Origin of the sequence: Streptomyces sp. NBC_01296, assembly GCF_035984415.1 — a bacterium.
Taxonomy (GTDB): Bacteria; Actinomycetota; Actinomycetes; order Streptomycetales; family Streptomycetaceae; genus Streptomyces.
In genome coordinates, this window is sequence record NZ_CP130720.1 from 2,901,336 (window position 1) to 2,918,345 (window position 17,010).

The following is a 17,010-nucleotide window of genomic DNA, read 5'->3' on the forward strand; positions in this document are numbered from 1 at the left end:
GCAGGACATAAACCCCACCACCCCGCCACGGGGGCAGGGGGTGGGGCGAGTGAGGCAAGTGGGGCTCGGCTACTCGGCGGGTTCCACGCCGGCGTGGAGGAGGCCGTACGTGATGGCGTCCTCCAGGGCCTGCCAGGACGCGGCGATCACGTTCGGGGCGACGCCCACCGTGGACCACTCGCGGCTGCCGTCCGTCGTGGCGATCAGGACGCGGGTCGTGGACTCCGTACCGTGCTTGCCCTCCAGGATGCGGACCTTGTAGTCGATCAGCTCGAACTTGGCCAGCTGGGGGTAGAAGCGCTCGAGGGCGACCCGCAGCGCCCGGTCCAGGGCGTTGACCGGGCCGTTGCCCTCCGCCGTGGCGACGATCCGCTCGCCCTTGGCCCACAGCTTCACCGTGGCCTCGTTGGCGTGGGTGCCGTCCGGGCGGTCCTCGACGATGGCCCGCCACGACTCCGTACGGAAGTACTTGCGGGCGCGGCCCTCGACCTCCGCGCGCAGCAGCAGCTCGAAGGAGGCGTCGGCGGCCTCGTACGTGTAGCCCGAGAGCTCCCGCTCCTTGACCCGCTCGACGACCCGGGAGACCAGCGCGCGGTCCCCGCCGAGGTCGACGCCGAGCTCCTTGCCCTTGAGCTCGATGGAGGCGCGCCCGGCCATGTCGGAGACCAGCATCCGCATGGTGTTGCCGACCCGCTCGGGGTCGATGTGCTGGTACAGGTCCGGGTCGACCTTGATGGCCGAGGCGTGCAGGCCCGCCTTGTGCGCGAAGGCCGAGACGCCGACGTACGGCTGGTGCGTGGACGGGGTCAGGTTCACGACCTCGGCGATGGCGTGCGAGATGCGGGTCATCTCGGCGAGCGCGCCGACGGGCAGCACCTGGCGGCCGTACTTGATCTCCAGTGCGGCGACGACGGGGAAGAGGTTGGCGTTGCCGACCCGCTCGCCGTAGCCGTTCGCGGTGCACTGCACGTGGGTGGCGCCTGCGTCGACGGCGGCCAGGGTGTTGGCGACGGCGCAGCCGGTGTCGTCCTGGGCGTGGATGCCCAGGCGCGCCCCGGTGTCGGCGAGCACGGTCGCGACCACGGCGGTCACCTGGGCCGGCAGCATGCCGCCGTTGGTGTCGCAGAGGATGACGACGTCGGCGCCGGCCTCGTGGGCGGTGCGCACGACCGACTTCGCGTACTCGGCGTTGGCCCGGTAGCCGTCGAAGAAGTGCTCGCAGTCGACGAAGACGCGGCGGCCCTGGGCGACCAGGTGGGAGACGGTGTCCCGGACCATCTCCAGGTTCTCGTCCAGCGTGGTGCGCAGGGCGAGCTCGACGTGCCGGTCGTGGGACTTGGCCACCAGGGTGATCACCGGGGCGCCCGACTCGAGCAGGGCCCGCACCTGCGGGTCCTCGGCGGCCGAGCCGCCCGCCCGCCGGGTCGCGCCGAAGGCGACCAGCTGGGCGTGCTTGAAGTCGATCTCGGCCCGGGCGCGGGCGAAGAACTCGGTGTCGCGGGGGTTGGCGCCCGGCCAGCCGCCCTCGATGAAGCCCACTCCGAAGTCGTCCAGGTGCCGCGCGATCGTCAGCTTGTCGGCGACGGTGAGGTTGATGCCCTCACGCTGGGCGCCGTCGCGCAGGGTGGTGTCGAAGACGTGGAAGCTGTCCGTGTCGTCGGCGGGATCCTGCGCCTGCGCTGTCGCCTCTGTCGTCGTCATGCTGATCTGACTCCCGTCGGATGAGTGGTTCCGGATGCCCGCCCCGGGGCAAGGCCGCCGCCACTGCCCCCATCATCCCGCGCAGTGCGTTCCCGGCCGGAATGGAGCCGGGAAACGAAAAAACCTCTCGCGGGTGCGAGAGGTCTGCGCGCGGGTCTGGGGCACGATGGCCGCTTCCGCGAAGGTTTTCCACGGTTCAGCGGCCACTGCGGACCGGCGCGCTGCTGTCCATAATCATGAGCTGAGCAGACACATCCGCAGTGTGTCACACCGTCTCACCGCAAGAGCGGCGCGTCTCACGATACGAGAGCCTCGTCAAGGAATTCCGAGACGTGGGCCAGGATGTCCGCCCGCCCTATCCCGGGCAGGCCGACGGCGACCTGGATGCTGAACCCGTCGAGCAGGGCCCGCAGCCGGGCGCCGAAACGGTCGGGGTCCACCGGCCGGAACTCCCCGCGCGAGACGCCCTCGGCGAGCAGGGCCACCAGGTCGCGGTGCCAGGCGCCCTCGATGGCGCCCTGGCGTTCGCGTTCCTGCGCGCCGGCGTTCTGCGAGCGGTTCCAGACCTCCAGCCACAGGGTCCAGTGCGGATCCCGGGCCCCCTCGGGCACGTACAGGTCCACGTACGCCTGCAGGCGCTCGCGCGCCGGGCCGCGGCGGGACAGCAGGGCCCGCCGCTTCGCGCCCAGGGCCGCCTCGCTCCACTCCAGCGTCTGCAGCAGGAGCTCGTCCTTGCTGCCGAAGTAGTAGAGGAGGTGGCCGCTGCTCATGCCGACCTGGCGGCCCAGGCCGGCCATGGTCAGGCCGTCCAGGCCGCGCTCGGCGATCGTGGCCATGGCGGCGACGAGTACGTCCTCGCGCGGCGGCGCGTTCTTCCGCACCGCACGTACTCCACCCGCCGCCATGGGCCACTCCTTCGTCGATCCGCCTCGGGTCAGACCTTCGGCTGCTGCTGGGTGATGCAGTGGATACCGCCACCCCCGGCGAAAATCGTACGTGCGTCAACCAGGGTCACGGTCCGCTCGGGGAACAGGCCGCGGAAGATCTCGGCGGCCTCCTCGTCGCGCGGGTCGTCGAAGGAGCACAGCACGACGCCGCCGTTGCACAGGTAGTGGTTGATGTAGGAGTAGTCCACCCACTCCCCGTCCTCCTCCAGCACGGTCGGCGCCGGGATCTCCACGACCTCCAGCTGCCGGCCCCGCGCGTCGGTGGACGCGCGCAGGATGGCGGCGATGGTCTTGCAGCGCTCGTGGTCCGGGTGGGCCGGGTCGGGCTGGGTGTGGACCATCACCACGCCGGGGCGGGCGAAGGCGGCCACGATGTCGACGTGGCCCTGCGTGCCGTAGGTGCCGTAGTCGCCGGCCAGGCCGTACGGGAGCCAGATCGCCTTGGTGGTGCCGAGGTGGGCGTGGATCTCGTCCTCGACCTGCTGGCGGGTCCAGTCGGGGTTGCGCCCGGCGCCCAGCTGCACGGTGTCGGTGAGGAGCACGGTGCCCTCGCCGTCGACGTGGATGGCGCCGCCCTCGTTGACCAGCGGGGTGCTGTACGTACGGGTGCCGGCCAGGTCCGAGACGTGCCGGGCGATCTTGGAGTCGTGCTCCCAGCGGGCCCATTCCTGGGCGCCCCAGCCGTTGAAGGTCCAGTCCACGGCGGCCAGCCCGCCGGCCCCGTCGGTGACGAAGGTCGGGCCGATGTCGCGCATCCAGGCGTCGTCGAGCTCGCGCTCCACCAGCTGTACGTCGTCGCCGACGATCGTGCGGGCGCTCTCCGCGTCGCCGGGAGAGACGACCAGGGTCACCGGCTCGTACGCGCGCACCGCGCGGGCGACGGCGCCCCAGGCCTCGCGGGCCTCGGCGAGCTCCTGCTCGTCGGTGAAGGTCGGGTTGGGGCTGGGCCAGGCCATCCAGGTCCGCTCGTGGGGCATCCACTCGGCGGGCATCCGGAATCCGTGGGCGGCGGGCTTTGAAGTCATGGCAGGGGTCCTTAAAAGCTGTGCTGACTTACAAGAAGTACAGGCGGTTGAGGGAGACCGAGTCGGCCGCTTCGGAGCGCAGCGGGTCGCCGTCGAGGGTGACGAGACCGCTGCGCGCGTCCACATCGACCGCGCCCACCCGGGAGTTGAGGAGGAGGTTCCCGGGACCGATGCCGCGGGTGCCGCGGACGGCGACCCGGCGGCGCCGGGTCGGCATCTCGTCGCTGCCCAGGGCCGCTGCGGCGGCCGAGACGAAGGCGACGGAGATGTCGGCGGCGGTGGCTCCGTACGAGCCGAACTGCGGGCCGAGGACCAGCGGTTCGCAGGTGTCGGTGGCCGCGTTGGGGTCGCCCGTGACTCCGTACGCGGGGAAGCCGGACTTGAGGACCAGCTGCGGCTTGGCGCCGAAGAACTGGGGGCGCCACAACACGATGTCGGCGAGCTTGCCGACCTCGATGGAGCCGATCTCGTGGGCCAGGCCGTGGGCGATGGCGGGGTTGATGGTCAGCTTGGCCATGTAGCGCAGGACGCGGGCGTTGTCGTCGCCCTCGCCGTCGCCTTCGAGCGGGCCGAGCTCGCCCTTCATCTTGGCGGCCATGGCGAAGGTGCGGCGGATGGTCTCGCCGGCGCGGCCCATGCCCTGGGCGTCGGAGGAGGTGATGCCGATCGCGCCCAGGTCGTGCAGCACGTCCTCGGCGCCCATGGTGCCCGCGCGGATCCGGTCGCGGGCCATGGCGGCGTCGCCGGGGAGGTCCGGCTTGAGGTCGTGGACGGAGACGATCATGCCGTAGTGCTCGGCGACCGCGTCCCGGCCGAAGGGCAGGGTGGGGTTGGTGGAGGAGCCGATGACGTTCGGCACGCCCGCCATCTTGAGCACGTTGGGGACGTGCCCGCCGCCGCAGCCCTCGATGTGGAAGGCGTGGATGGTGCGGCCGTCCAGCACGCGCAGGGTGTCCTCGACGGAGAGGCACTCGTTGAGGCCGTCGCTGTGCAGGGCGACCTGGACGTCGTACTCCTCGGCCACCCGCAGCGCGGTGTCCAGGGCGCGGGTGTGCGCGCCCATGTCCTCGTGGACCTTGAAGCCGGACGCACCGCCCTCGGCCAGCGCCTCGACCAGCGGGGCGGCGTCCGAGGAGGAGCCGCGGGCGAGGAAGCCGATGTTGACGGGCCAGGCGTCGAAGGCGTTGAAGGCGTGCTTGAGGGCCCAAGGCGAGTTGACGCCGACGCCCCAGACCGGGCCGAACTCCTGGCCGATGATCGTGGTGACGCCCGCGGCGAGCGAGGCCTCCATGACGCGCGGGGACAGCAGGTGGACGTGGGTGTCGACGGCGCCGGCGGTGGCGATCAGGCCCTCGCCGGAGACGATGCTCGTGCCCGTGCCGACGACGACGTCCACCCCGTCGAGGGTGTCGGGGTTGCCGGCCCGGCCGATCGCGTGGATCCGCCCCTCGCGGATGCCGACGGAGACCTTGCGGATGCCGAGGACGGCGTCGATGACCAGCACGTTGCTGATCACGACGTCGCAGGTCTCGCGGACGGCCGCGGCCTTCAGGTGCAGGCCGTCGCGGGCGGTCTTGCCGAAGCCGGCCAGGAACTCGTCGCCCGGCTTCTGGGCGTCGTGCTCGACCCGGACGGTGAGCCCGGAGTCGCCGAGCCGGACCCGGTCCCCGGCGCGGGGGCCGAAGACGGAGGCGTACTCGTGGGGGTCGATGTGCCGGCTGCCCGGCGCACAGTGGTCGCTGTGCCTGGTCTGCTTGCTCACGCCTGCTCTCCGTCCGCCGAGTCGTCCGCCGAGTTGTCCGCCGTACCGTCCGCCGTGCCGCTGGTCCCCGTGCCCAGGTAGCCGCAGGCCGCGGCGCGGCGCAGGGCCTCGTCCTTGGCGCCCGGGGCGTCCAGGGGGCCGTCGACCAGGCCGGCGAAGCCGATCGCGATGCGGTCGCCGCCGATGGGGACGAGGCCGACCTCGGCCGCGCCGTGCGGGTCGAACCGCACGGACGAGCCCGCGGGCACGCACAGCCGCATGCCGTAGGCCGCGGCGCGGTCGAAATCGAGGCGGGGGTTGGCCTCGAAGAAGTGGAAGTGGGACGTGACGCTCACCGGCACGGAGGCCGTGTTGCGCACGTGGAGGTGCAGCGCCGGCTCCGGCTGGGGCGCGCCGGGGCCGGGTACGACGGCTCCGGGGGCGTTCTCGCCGAGCGGCACCGCGCCCCGGATCGGGGCCGAGACCACCGCGAGGCGGGAACCGTCGTCGAAGACGGCCTCCACGTGCACCTCGGTGACCACGTCGGCCACGCCGGGCAGGACGTCGTCCGGGCCCAGCACGCTGCGGGCCTCCTCGATGGCCTCCGCCAGCCGCTTGCCGTCGCGCGCGGCCTCGCAGACCGTGTCCGCGATGAGCGCGGTGGCCTCGGGGACGTTGAGCCTGAGTCCGCGGGCCCTCCGGGCCCTGGCCAGTTCCGCCGCGCTGCGCAGCAGCAGCCGGTCGCGCTCCGTAGGGGTCAGCCGCACGCCGATCCACCACCTTTTGAGTCGATGGGTTAGAGCATCACTCTAACTCTTCATTTCTCAGCAATGAAGCATTGACCTGAGACCTGGGCTTAGGTCACATTGAGTGTCGCTCAAACAAATGCGAACCACCCCCCGCCCTGCCAAGGGAGTCCCCCCATGCCCATCGAACAGCGCGGAGTCGACACCATCCCCGAGGAGGAGCGGACGAGCGGTCCCCGTGACCTGATCTCGATCCTGCTCGGCTCCAACCTCTGCCTCGGCGTGATCGTGTTCGGCTGGCTGCCCCCGTCCTTCGGACTGGGCCTGTGGCCCTCGGTCACCGCGATCGTGACCGGCACGCTCGTCGGCATCGCCTTCACCGCGCCGCTGGCGCTGGTGTCCCTGCGCACGGCGACCAACCTCTCCACCTCCAGCGGAGCCCAGTTCGGCGTACGCGGCCGGCTCGTCGGCTCCGTCGTCGGCCTGCTGCTCGCCCTCGGCTACACGGCGCTCACCCTGTGGATCGGCGGCGACGTGATGGCCGGCACGCTGTCCCGGCTCATCGGCCTGCCGGACACGGGTGCCACGCGGGCCGTGATGTACGGCGTACTGGCCGCCTGTACCGTCGTCGGGGCCGTCTTCGGCTACCGGCTGCTGCTGCGCATGAGCAAGGTCCTTTCCATCGGCATGGTGGTCCTGCTCGCCGTCGGCATCTACGCCTACGCCCCCGACTTCACCACCGCCGCACCGCCGGAGACCGCGTACCTGCTCGGCTCCTTCTGGCCGACCTGGCTGCTCGCCGCCGTCGCCGCCGGACTCAGCGGCCCCGTCGCCTTCATCACCCTGCTCGGCGACTACACCCGCTACGTCTCCCCCCGCAGGCACAGCTCCCGCAAGGTGTTCTGGGCGACCTGTCTCGGCCTGCTGGTCGGCCTGCTGATCCCGCAGCTGTTCGGCACCTACACCGCGCTCGCCGCCAAGGCCGGCGCCGACTACGCCGGGCCCCTCGTCGAGGCCGCGCCGTTCTGGTACCTGCTCCCGCTGCTCGCCGCCGCGGCGGCCGGCTCGGTGGGCAACGCCGGGCTGATGCTCTACTCCATGGGCCTCGACCTCGACGCCATCGTGCCGAAGGCGACCCGGGCCAAGGCCACGCTGGTCGCGGCGGGCGTCGCCACCGGGTTCGTCTTCATCGGCTCCTTCGAGTGGGACGTGCAGTCCGCGATGACCTCGTTCGTCCTGCTGCTGACCGCGATCGGCACCCCGTGGGCCGTGATCACCCTGATCGGCTACGTCCGCTGCCGCGGGCAGTACGACGCCGACGCCCTCCAGGTCTTCAACCGCCGCTCGGTGGGCGGGATCTACTGGTACCGGGCCGGCTGGAACGTCGCCGCCACGGTCTCCTGGGCCGTCGGCGCCGGAGTCGGCCTGCTCGCCGTGACCACCCCCTTCTACGAGGGCCCGCTGCTCGCCCTGACCGGCGGCGTCGACTGCTCCTTCGTCCTCTCCGCCCTGGCCGGCGGCCTGGTCTACACGGCCCTGACCGCCCGGCGCTCCCCCGCCGCGGCCGAGACCGCGCAGCCGGCCGCACCGGCCGACAGGGTCGCGGTCGCCGCCGACTGACGGCGCACGCCCGGACCGGTGCACGACGCGGGCCCCGGGGGACGTCCCCCGGGGCCCGCGCGGCCGTCGCCGCCGCTGCGCGCTAACGGCACTTCTGTGCGGTCGTCGCCTCGTTGGCCGCGGTGTCCAGCGCCTGGACCTGCGGCTGGAGCTGGGTGACCGCGTCCTTGCCCGTGGTGTCGCCCGGCAGGTCCTCGTAGGCCTTCTTGAGGTTCTCCGCGGCCGTCGTGACGGCGTCCTTCTCGGCCGACTTCAGTGCCGAGCTGCTCTCCTTGACCTTCTTCCAGTCGGCCTGGACGGCGTCGAACGCCGACTTCAACTGGTCCTTGGTGGCCGTGGCCGGATTCAACGCCTTGAGCGCCGCGTTGTCCGACTTCAACTGGACCAGGCTGGTGCACAGCGCGGCGCTGGCCGACGAGGCTGCCTCCTGCGGCGTCGCGTTGTCGTCGCTGGAGCATGCCGAGGCGCCGAGTACCACGGCCGTGCACAGCAGGCCGGAGGCAACGAACCGCTTCATGGGGATCCGCCTTCCCGCCGGCCGGGGCGGCCGACGCACGAGAGATTCACGCCGCTGGGGGCGTACCGTGCCGCCCGGAGCCGGTGTCCGGCGCCGCATGGGCAGGCGCGATCAACGTCGCACGCCGGTACGTCCACCGCACCTCCGAACAGACCGGACCCATGCGCCCCACGGAGCGGCGGGCGGGGCCGCAACACCCGCGGGCACTGGCGCAGACGGCCTCCCGCGCCCCCGGCAGGCGACGATGGGCAACCGTGCCGGCGTACCCCCGGACGGGTGGCACGGAGGGGCGCGGCGGCCTGCCCGCACCACCCGGCGGACCGGGCCCCGGACGCACGAAGAGGCCCCGGCCTCCCGGCCGGGACCTCGTCGTGGAGTGCGCTGCGGTGCTAGCCCAGCGGGTGCATCCAGCCGTGGGTGTCGGCGGTGTGGCCGGTCTGGAGGTCCAGCAGCGCCTTGCGGAGCTTCATGGTGACCTCGCCGGGCTGCCCGTCGCCCTGGGTCCAGTTGGCGCGCTCGGACTTGACCGAGCCGACCGGGGTGATGACGGCGGCGGTGCCGCAGGCGAACACCTCGGTCAGGGTGCCGTTCTCGTTGTCGCGCTTCCAGTCCTCGGTGGAGATACGTCCCTCCTCGGCGGTGTAGCCGAGGTCGCGGGCGATGGTGAGGAGGGAGTCGCGGGTGATGCCCGGCAGGAGCGAGCCGGTCAGCTCCGGGGTGACGATGCGCTGCGTGCCATCTTCTTGCCCGTACACGAAGTACAGGTTCATGCCGCCCATCTCCTCGATCCAGCGGTGCTCGACCGCGTCGAGCCAGACCACCTGGTCGCAGCCGTGCTCGGCGGCCTGGGCCTGGGCGACGAGGGAAGCCGCGTAGTTGCCGCCGGTCTTGGCCGCGCCCGTACCGCCCTTGACGGCGCGGACGTACTCCTCGGAGAGCCACACGGAGACGGGCTGGACGCCGCCGGGGAAGTACGCGCCGGCGGGCGAGGCGATGACCATGAAGAGGAACTCGTTGGCCGGGCGGACGCCCAGGCCGACCTCGGAGGCGAACATGAACGGCCGCAGGTACAGCGAGGCCTCACCGGAGGAGGGCACCCAGGCGGCGTCCTGCTTGATGAGCGCGTCGCAGGCCTCGATGAAGAGCTCGGCCGGCAGCTCCGGCATCGCCATGCGGCGGGCGGAGGCCTGGAAGCGCTCGGCGTTGGCCTGCGGGCGGAACGTGGCGACGGTGCCGTCGGGCTGGCGGTAGGCCTTGAGGCCCTCGAAGATCGTCTGCGCGTAGTGCAGGGTCATGTTCGCCGGGTCCATCGACAGCGGCGCGTACGGGACCAGTTCGGCGTCGTGCCAGCCGCGGCCCTCGGTCCACTTGATCGTCACCATGTGGTCGGTGAAGTGGCGGCCGAAGCCGGGGCTGGCCAGGATCGCCTCGCGCTCCGCATCGGACAGCGGGTTCGAGGAGGGCTTGAGCTCGATCGTGGGCGTCGTCATGAGTGCTTGTCCTTCACCGGTTGTGTATGGCGGACCGCGCTCACGGCGTACTAGGACGTCCGAGCTTCCTCGCATTCCGCGGTCTCGCGTTCGATTATCGCGCGCGAGGTGCCTTCGGAGAAGCGGGGTGAATGCGGCCCAGGGGAGATGGTGGCACCCGGGGCCGCACAGGAAAAGCCGCCGGGTGCGTCGTGCGCGCGACCCGGCGGCTTCCTGAGGTGGAGCTGCCGGGTCAGCCGGCTACTCGGGCGGCGAGCGCGTCGCCGATCTGGTCGGTGGTGCGGAAGGTTCCGTCGCGCTCGGCGAGGTCGGCGGTGACGGCGTCTTCGATGCGGGCGGCCTGGGTCTCGTGGCCGAGGTGGCGCAGCAGGAGGGCGACGGAGAGGATCGTGGCGGTCGGGTCGGCCTTGCCGGTGCCGGCGATGTCCGGGGCCGAGCCGTGGACGGGCTCGAACATGGAGGGGTAGGTGCCGGTCGGGTTGATGTTCCCGGAGGCGGCGAGGCCGATTCCGCCGGTCACGGCGGCGGCCAGGTCGGTGAGGATGTCGCCGAAGAGGTTGTCCGTGACGATGACGTCGAAGCGCTCGGGCTGGGTGACGAAGAAGATCGTCGCGGCGTCGACGTGCAGGTAGTCGGTGGTGACCTCGGGGTATTCCTGGCCGACCTTGTCGAAGATGTTCTTCCACATGTGGCCCGCGTACACGAGGACGTTGTTCTTGTGGACCAGCGTCAGCTTCTTGCGGGGGCGGGCGTTCGCCCGCTCGTACGCGTCGCGTACGACGCGCTCGACGCCGTAGGCGGTGTTGATGCTGACCTCGGTGGCCACCTCGGCGGGGGTGCCGGTGCGCAGGCTGCCGCCGTTGCCGGTGTACGGGCCCTCGGTGCCCTCGCGGACCACGACGAAGTCGATCTCCGGACGGCCGGCGAGCGGGGTGGCCGTGTTCGGGAAGAGCTTCGAGGGGCGCAGGTTGATGAAGTGGTCGAACGCGAAGCGGAGCTTGAGCAGCAGGCCGCGCTCCAGGACGCCCGAGGGGACCGACGGGTCGCCGATGGCGCCGAGCAGGATCGCGTCGTGGTGCTTGAGCGCCTCGAGCTCGTCGTCCGGGAGGGTCTCACCGGTGCGGTGCCAGCGCGTGGCGCCGAGGTCGTACTGCTTGGTCTCCAGCTTCACATCCTGGGGCAGGACCGCGGTAAGGACCTTGAGGCCCTGAGCCACGACTTCCTGGCCGATGCCATCACCGGGGATCACTGCGAGACTGATGCTGGTCGACATGTCGGAACCGTACTCCCTGTCCCAGTCCTCAGACATCTTGCGTCCACCATGTGGACGCAAGATGTCTGACGTGCCGGGCCTGGTCAGTGGCCGGTCGAACCGCCGTTGTCACGGCGGTCGAGGGCGCGCTGGAGCGCTGCGGCGGCGTTCTTGCGGTCGGCGTCGGCCGTGGAGGAGTGGCGGACGCGGCGGGCTGCGGTGGATGCGGTCATGGTGATCGACTCCTTGAGATCACGGCGTGGCGGGGCCACGGATGAGGGGTTCCTTCAAGGCGCCGGAAGAGGCGGGGAGCTGTGCGCCGCAGGGGTTGCCTGCCAGGGGCGCGCGCTCTCGACCGCCATTCGCCGGATCGGCGAGACGTTCGGCTTCTACAAAGCTAGGGCAGGTCCCGCTGTATGTCTCCGCAATTACTCGGACTTCCTACTATCTGAGACGGGCAACTGCCCGGAAGGCTCCCTTCCGGGCATCCGATTCAGCGCGTCTCGGAGCGAAGTTCCCTGATCAGAGCCCTTACGCCGAGGGTGGCGGCGGATTCCGGCGTGGTGACGTATCCCACGCGTCTCACCGGCCCCGAAGGGCCCAGTCCGGTGATGTCCACGGCGTCCGTGGCCTCGCGGAGCGAGAGCTCGGGCAGGATCGCCATGCCGAGCCCCCGCCCGACCATGGTCAGCACCATCCCGTCGTCCTCCGCCTTGACGGTGGCCCGCGGGATCCAGTCCTGGGCCTGCCACCAGTCGCGGGTGTACGAGCCGCAGTTCTCGTCCCAGTCCAGCAGCGGCAGCGCCTTCGGGTCGGGGTGTCCGGCCGGGTGGACCAGGGCGTACGCCTCCTCCCGGAGCACCCCCGTCAGCAGGCCCGCGGCGCCGCCCTCCGGTACGGGCCCGGCCGCGTTCAGCGTGGCGATGCCGAGGTCGGCGCGGCCGGCGGCCACCTCCCCGGCGGTGCCGGCACCGAGCTCGCGCACCACCCGGACCTCGGGGCGGATGCCGGGGTGGCGGTCCGTGAGCCGCTCCAGGGCCGGGGGCAGCAGGTGCAGGGCCGCGCTGCGGAACGCCGCGATGCGCAGCACCCCCTCCACCACGTCCTGATCCGCGGCGGTCCGGCCGGCGCCGCGCGCCTCCGCGCCGAGGACCTCGTACAGCCGCAGGATCCGGCGGGCGAGGCCGACGGCCCGCTCCCCCGCCGCGGTGGGCGAGGCGCCGGTGCGCCCGCGTTCGAAGAGCACCGCACCGACCTTGGCCTCGCTGCCGCGCACGGAGTGCGACACGGCCGACTGGGTCAGGCCGAGCCGGGCCGCCGCGGCGGAGAAGCCGCCGGTCTCGGCGACGGCGACCAGGATCCGGAGTTCGTGCGGAGCGAGCTCGGACACGGCGGCTCTCACCTCGTTCTATGAGCGGTGTTCATGGATGTGCGGCTTCCATGAACGCAACCCCCTGCCCGGGCCCGTGATTCCTTCCTAACGTCCTCGCCATGACCACGAACCACACCGCTCACGCCGTCCACCAGATCGCCCGCCCCACCGGCTTCCCCTCCCCGACCGACTTCGCGTACGTCGAGACCCCAATCCCCGTCCCCGCCCCGGGCACCGCCCTGGTGCAGAACCTCCTGCTCTCGGTGGACCCGTACCACCGCGGGATGATGGACGGCGGCGAGGGCGGCTTCGAGCTGAACACCCCGCTGGAGGGCCGCTCGGTGGGCCGGGTGCTCGCCTCCCGCGACCCGGGGCTGCGCGAGGGCGACCTGGTCTTCCACCGCGAGGGCTGGCGTACCCACGCCCTCGTCACCCTCGGCGCGAACGGCACCCGCAAGCTCCGCGGCCACGAAGGCGTCCCGCTGGAGGCGTACCTGAGCATCCTCGGCGGCACCGGCCTGACCGCGTACGCCGCACTCACCCGGACCGCGGCCCTGCGCGAGGGCGAGGACCTCTTCGTCTCCGCGGCCGCGGGCGGGGTCGGCACCGCGACCGGCCACATCGCGCGGCTGCTGGGCGCCCGCCGGATCATCGGCAGCGCGGGCTCGGCGGCGAAGGTCCGCCACCTCACCGACGCGCTCGGCTTCGACGCGGCCTTCGACTACCACGACGGGCCGGTCGGCGAGCAGCTCGCGAAGGCCGCGCCCGAGGGCATCGACGTGTACGTGGACAACGTGGGCGGGGACCACCTGGCGGGCGCGATCGACGTGCTGCGCGAGTACGGCCGGATCGCCTGGGTCGGCGGGATCTCGATGTACAACGGGGACCGCTCGCCGGCCGCGCCCCGCAACCTCTTCGAGGTCGTCCACAAGTCGCTGCGCCTGGAAGGCGTATTGGTTCGAAACCACACCAATCTGCAGGACGAGCTGGAGGACTTCCTGGTCCCGCACCTGCAGAGCGGCCGCATCGGCACGGACACCACCGTTGTCCAGGGAATCGATCACACGGTGGACGCCTTCCTGGGTGTGCTCCGCGGGGACAATCTGGGCAAGATGCTCGTCCGTCTCGAGGGCTGAATCCAGCCAACCGGATGTTCACCGACTTCTTACCGCACGGATGTAGACCTTTGGCCCGGCGCCCGTCACTCTTTCCGTCAATGTGCCAGCGGGGCACTTGAGTTGGAGGCGAGTAGCCAGTGACACCGATCAGCCGCAGAGGGTTCGTGGGAATCGGCGCCGGGCTGATGGCCGGTGCCGCCCTGCCGGCGCTCGCGCCGACGTCGGCGGCCGCGGCCGCCGCGAGCGGCACGATCACCGACGTGAAGCACGTGGTGATCCTGATGCAGGAGAACCGCAGCTTCGACCACTACTTCGGCCGGCTGAAGGGTGTCCGCGGCTTCGGTGACCGCGCCGCCGGGAACATCCCGGGCGGCTGGGGCATGTTCAACCAGTCCAACTGGGGCGGCCGCCAGTACCCGTGGAAGCTCAGCGCCACCCCGCCGGCGGGCGGTGTGGACGGCGAGACCCTGGCCCAGTGCAACGGCGACCTCCCGCACAGCTGGACCTCGCAGCACGCCGCCTGGAACAAGGGCCGGATGGACAACTGGGTCCTCGGCGTCGGCAACACCCGCACCCTGGGCTACCTCGACCGCGGGGACATACCGTTCCACTACGGGCTCGCCGACAACTACACGATCTGCGACGCGTACTTCTGCTCCACGCTGAGCGCGACCGGCCCGAACCGCACCTTCCTGTGGAGCGGCAAGGTCGACGCGGGCAGCAAGGACGGCGGCGACGAGTCCGGGCTGACCTGGGAGACGTACGCGGAGGCCCTGCAGCGGGCCGGCATGAGCTGGAAGGTCTACCAGAACGCCCAGGACAACTACGGGGACAACGGCCTCGCGTACTTCAAGAAGTTCACGGACGCGGCGCCCGGCAACCCGCTGTGGGACCGCGGCATGGGCTCCGTCCCGAAGGTCACCGGCTCCACCCCCGACGACATCGCGGCCGCCATCCGCGCGGACGTCGTCGCCGGCACCCTGCCCCAGGTCTCCTGGGTGGTCGCGAACGAGGCCTTCTCGGAGCACCCGTACGCCCCGCCCGGCGACGGCGCGCACTTCGTGGACCTGGTCTACCGGGCGCTGTCCGCGAACCCCGAGGTCTTCGACTCCACCGTCCTGTTCCTCAACTACGACGAGAACGACGGCTTCTTCGACCACGTCCCGCCGCCGGTCGCCCCGCCCGGCACCCCGGGCGAGTACATCGACGGCACCCCGATCGGGCTCGGCTTCCGCGTCCCGATGATCGTCATGTCCCCGTGGACGCGCGGCGGCTGGGTGAGCTCGGAGGTCTTCGACCACACCTCGGTGCTCCGCTTCATGGAGACCTGGACGGCGGCCCTCGGTACCCCGGCGAACTGCCCGAACATCAGCGCCTGGCGCCGCAAGGTGACCGGCGACCTGACCGGCGTCTTCGACTTCGCGCGCCCGGTGTACGGGGTGCCGTCCGGGCTTCCCTCGACCGCGAAGGTCATCGGCCAGTCGACCTGCGGCCCGCTGCCCAACCCTGCGCCGCAGGACAACGCGCTCCCGGTCCAGGAGGCCGGAACCCGCCCCGCGCGGGCCCTTCCGTACCAGGTGAACGGCAATCTGGACCGCTTCGAGTTCGGCGCGGCCGGCAAGATCCTGGCGTGGTTCTCGATGACCAACCAGGGTGCGCAGGCGAAGCAGGCGGCGCACTTCTCGATCCACCCGCACCAGTACCGGGACACGGCGGCCTGGCAGTACACGGTCGACCCCGGCGCGACGGGGACGGACTACTTCAACATCGGGCTCGGCAGCGGCTCCGGCAAGTACGACATCTCGATGTACGGGCCGAACCGCTTCCTGCGCCGGTTCATCGGCGACGCGTCGAAGGCGGGCAAGGCGATCGAGGTGGCGGCCCGCTTCGCGGTGGAGCCGGGCACGGGCAAGACGGCGGTCTACTTCAAGATGACGAACACGTCGGCCGCGCCGGTCACCTTCACGATCCGCTCGAACGCCTACCGCTCGGACGGCCCGTGGACGTACACCGTCCCGGCGAACTCCTCGCGCGAGGACTACTTCAACGCGGTCGCCTACAACGACGGCTGGTACGACTTCACGATCCTCGCGGACAACGACGGCACCTGGTCGCGCCGCTACACGGGCCACATCGAGACGGGCGCGCCCAGCATCAGCGGCTCGTAGGACCGGCGGTCACAGCACGTCCCCGTTGCGCCAGTCGAACCACAGCCCCTGGGCGGGGTCCGGCAGGACCCCGCCGTCGGGCACCCACAGGTACGTCGAGCCCTCCTCCTCGGGGAGGGCCTGCGGCCACGGGGACGCGAGCGTACCGATCCGCCCGCCCCACACCGTCCAGCCCCGGGAGGTGTACAGCGCCGCCCCCGCGTCGGAGGCGGAGAGCGCGCCCAGCACGTAGGCCCGCCCGATGACGCCTTCCAGCCCGGCCATGACCGCGCTGCCCAGACCGCGCCGCCGGGCCCCGGCCCGTACGGCCACCGCCTCGACGTAGCCGCAGCGCAGGGCCCGGTCGGTGTGCACCACCCGGCGCTGGACCACGCTGCCGTGCGCGGTCAGCCGCTCGCCCTCGTACACCAGGGCGTGCATGCCGCCGAGGGCGTGCTCGAAGTCCTCGTCCGAGAACTCCCCGTCGAAGGCCTCGTCGAGCAGGGCCCGTACCTCGCCGAGGAGGTCCGGGCCGAGCTGCGAGGTGTGGGCGAGGCGGGTGCGGAGGTCGCTCATGCCCCCAGTCTGCCGCGCAGCCCGGCGAGCTCCGCACCGCTGAGCCCGCCCGCCCGCAGGTACTCCTGCGGCATCAGCCAGGCCGCGGCGGAGCGGGCGAGCTCGTGGACACTGGTGCCCAGGCCCGCCGTGTACTCCTCGATCTCCCGGCTGTCGTACGGGCGGCCCCGCGCGGCGTACATCGCGCGCACCCGCGGCTCGCTCAGCCCGTGGTCGGCCGCGATCTCCTCGGGGCTCGCACCCATCAGCCGCAGCAGCACCAGGGCGATGATGCCGGTGCGGTCGCGGCCCAGGCCGCAGTGGAAGACCACCCCGCCGGGCGGGGCGCCGGCGACGGCCGCGGCGACGGCGGCCACGCGTTCGGGGAAGCGGGCGAGGAAAGGCCGGAAATAGGCGGGCGTCGCGAAACCCGCGGTCCCCCACCACACGTCCCAGAACTCCCGGTCCTCGATCCCGTCGAGCGGGATGCGGACGGTGGTCAGGTCGGCCGGGCGGGGCGCGTGGTCCACCCCGGCCCCGTCGTCGTTGCGCAGGTCGATGACGGTGCGCACCCCGTGGCCGGTGAGACTGGTCCACCCCCGGGCGGTGAGCCGGTCGAGGGCGTCGGCGCGGACCAGGGCGCCGGACCGGACCCCGCCGAGCCCGCCGAGGTCACGGACGTTGAAGCAGCCCTCCCAGTCGAGGATTCGACCGGCGTTCGACATGTCCATAGTTCCCCCTGTCAGTACACAACGGACAATCGGTCATGACGGGGCGCT

15 protein-coding genes are annotated in these 17,010 nt (G+C 71.8%); 3 read left to right on the forward strand and 12 right to left on the reverse strand.

Annotated features, from left to right (window positions below):
* Positions 1-69: 69 nt before the first annotated feature.
* From cimA to ureA, 5 genes are all read right to left on the reverse strand, one after another.
* Complete coding sequence (gene cimA, locus OG299_RS12835; protein WP_266625095.1) at positions 70-1,701, reverse strand: citramalate synthase; 1,632 nt, start codon at positions 1,699-1,701, stop codon at positions 70-72.
* Between the two features lie 296 nt (positions 1,702-1,997).
* Positions 1,998-2,606, reverse strand: coding sequence for a TetR/AcrR family transcriptional regulator (locus tag OG299_RS12840; RefSeq protein ID WP_266625097.1), 609 nt, complete (start codon positions 2,604-2,606; stop codon positions 1,998-2,000).
* A gap of 29 nt (positions 2,607-2,635) precedes the next feature.
* Positions 2,636-3,673, reverse strand: coding sequence for an agmatine deiminase family protein (locus tag OG299_RS12845; protein ID WP_327361558.1), 1,038 nt, complete (start codon positions 3,671-3,673; stop codon positions 2,636-2,638).
* 28 nt (positions 3,674-3,701) lie between these two features.
* The gene (locus OG299_RS12850) at positions 3,702-5,435 is read right to left on the reverse strand and encodes an urease subunit alpha (protein ID WP_389874514.1); all 1,734 of its coding nucleotides are present in this window, start codon (positions 5,433-5,435) and stop codon (positions 3,702-3,704) included.
* Positions 5,432-6,181: an urease subunit gamma gene (ureA, locus tag OG299_RS12855; RefSeq protein WP_327361559.1), complete on the reverse strand. Its 750-nt coding sequence runs from the start codon at positions 6,179-6,181 to the stop codon at positions 5,432-5,434. Before ureA ends, OG299_RS12850 begins: the two co-directional genes overlap by 4 nt.
* Before the next feature lie 156 nt (positions 6,182-6,337).
* Here ureA and OG299_RS12860 point away from each other — a divergent pair, with 156 nt between their 5' ends.
* Positions 6,338-7,780: a cytosine permease gene (locus OG299_RS12860; RefSeq protein WP_327361560.1), complete on the forward strand. Its 1,443-nt coding sequence runs from the start codon at positions 6,338-6,340 to the stop codon at positions 7,778-7,780.
* Between the two features lie 82 nt (positions 7,781-7,862).
* Here OG299_RS12860 and OG299_RS12865 read toward each other — a convergent pair whose 3' ends face one another.
* The 5 genes from OG299_RS12865 to OG299_RS12885 form a co-directional block, all read right to left on the reverse strand.
* Entirely contained in the window at positions 7,863-8,297 is a 435-nt protein-coding gene (locus OG299_RS12865; protein WP_266625104.1) for a hypothetical protein, read from the reverse strand.
* Between the two features lie 389 nt (positions 8,298-8,686).
* Positions 8,687-9,787 carry a branched-chain amino acid aminotransferase gene (locus OG299_RS12870; protein WP_266625106.1) on the reverse strand — a complete coding sequence of 367 codons (1,101 nt, stop codon included), beginning with the start codon at positions 9,785-9,787 and terminating at the stop codon, positions 8,687-8,689.
* A 232-nt stretch (positions 9,788-10,019) separates the two neighbouring features.
* Positions 10,020-11,060 carry a 3-isopropylmalate dehydrogenase gene (locus tag OG299_RS12875; RefSeq protein WP_327361561.1) on the reverse strand — a complete coding sequence of 347 codons (1,041 nt, stop codon included), beginning with the start codon at positions 11,058-11,060 and terminating at the stop codon, positions 10,020-10,022.
* Positions 11,061-11,143: 83 nt separating this feature from the next.
* A complete protein-coding gene (locus OG299_RS12880; protein WP_266625109.1) occupies positions 11,144-11,272 on the reverse strand; it encodes a hypothetical protein in 129 nt (42 codons plus the stop codon).
* Between the two features lie 260 nt (positions 11,273-11,532).
* Entirely contained in the window at positions 11,533-12,429 is an 897-nt protein-coding gene (locus tag OG299_RS12885; RefSeq protein ID WP_266625111.1) for a LysR family transcriptional regulator, read from the reverse strand.
* A gap of 101 nt (positions 12,430-12,530) precedes the next feature.
* On the opposite strand from OG299_RS12885, the gene OG299_RS12890 reads away from it, so the two are divergent.
* Together OG299_RS12890 and OG299_RS12895 are read left to right on the forward strand one after the other, a co-directional pair.
* On the forward strand, positions 12,531-13,547 hold the full coding sequence (locus OG299_RS12890; protein WP_327361562.1) for an NADP-dependent oxidoreductase: 1,017 nt from the start codon (positions 12,531-12,533) through the stop codon (positions 13,545-13,547).
* A gap of 119 nt (positions 13,548-13,666) precedes the next feature.
* On the forward strand, positions 13,667-15,697 hold the full coding sequence (locus OG299_RS12895; protein WP_327361563.1) for a phosphocholine-specific phospholipase C: 2,031 nt from the start codon (positions 13,667-13,669) through the stop codon (positions 15,695-15,697).
* Between the two features lie 9 nt (positions 15,698-15,706).
* Here OG299_RS12895 and OG299_RS12900 read toward each other — a convergent pair whose 3' ends face one another.
* Both OG299_RS12900 and OG299_RS12905 read right to left on the reverse strand, forming a co-directional pair.
* On the reverse strand, positions 15,707-16,252 hold the full coding sequence (locus OG299_RS12900; protein WP_327361564.1) for a GNAT family N-acetyltransferase: 546 nt from the start codon (positions 16,250-16,252) through the stop codon (positions 15,707-15,709).
* Positions 16,249-16,956, reverse strand: coding sequence for a tyrosine-protein phosphatase (locus tag OG299_RS12905; protein ID WP_327361565.1), 708 nt, complete (start codon positions 16,954-16,956; stop codon positions 16,249-16,251). The genes OG299_RS12900 and OG299_RS12905 overlap by 4 nt, the downstream gene beginning before the upstream one ends.
* Positions 16,957-17,010: the final 54 nt, after the last annotated feature.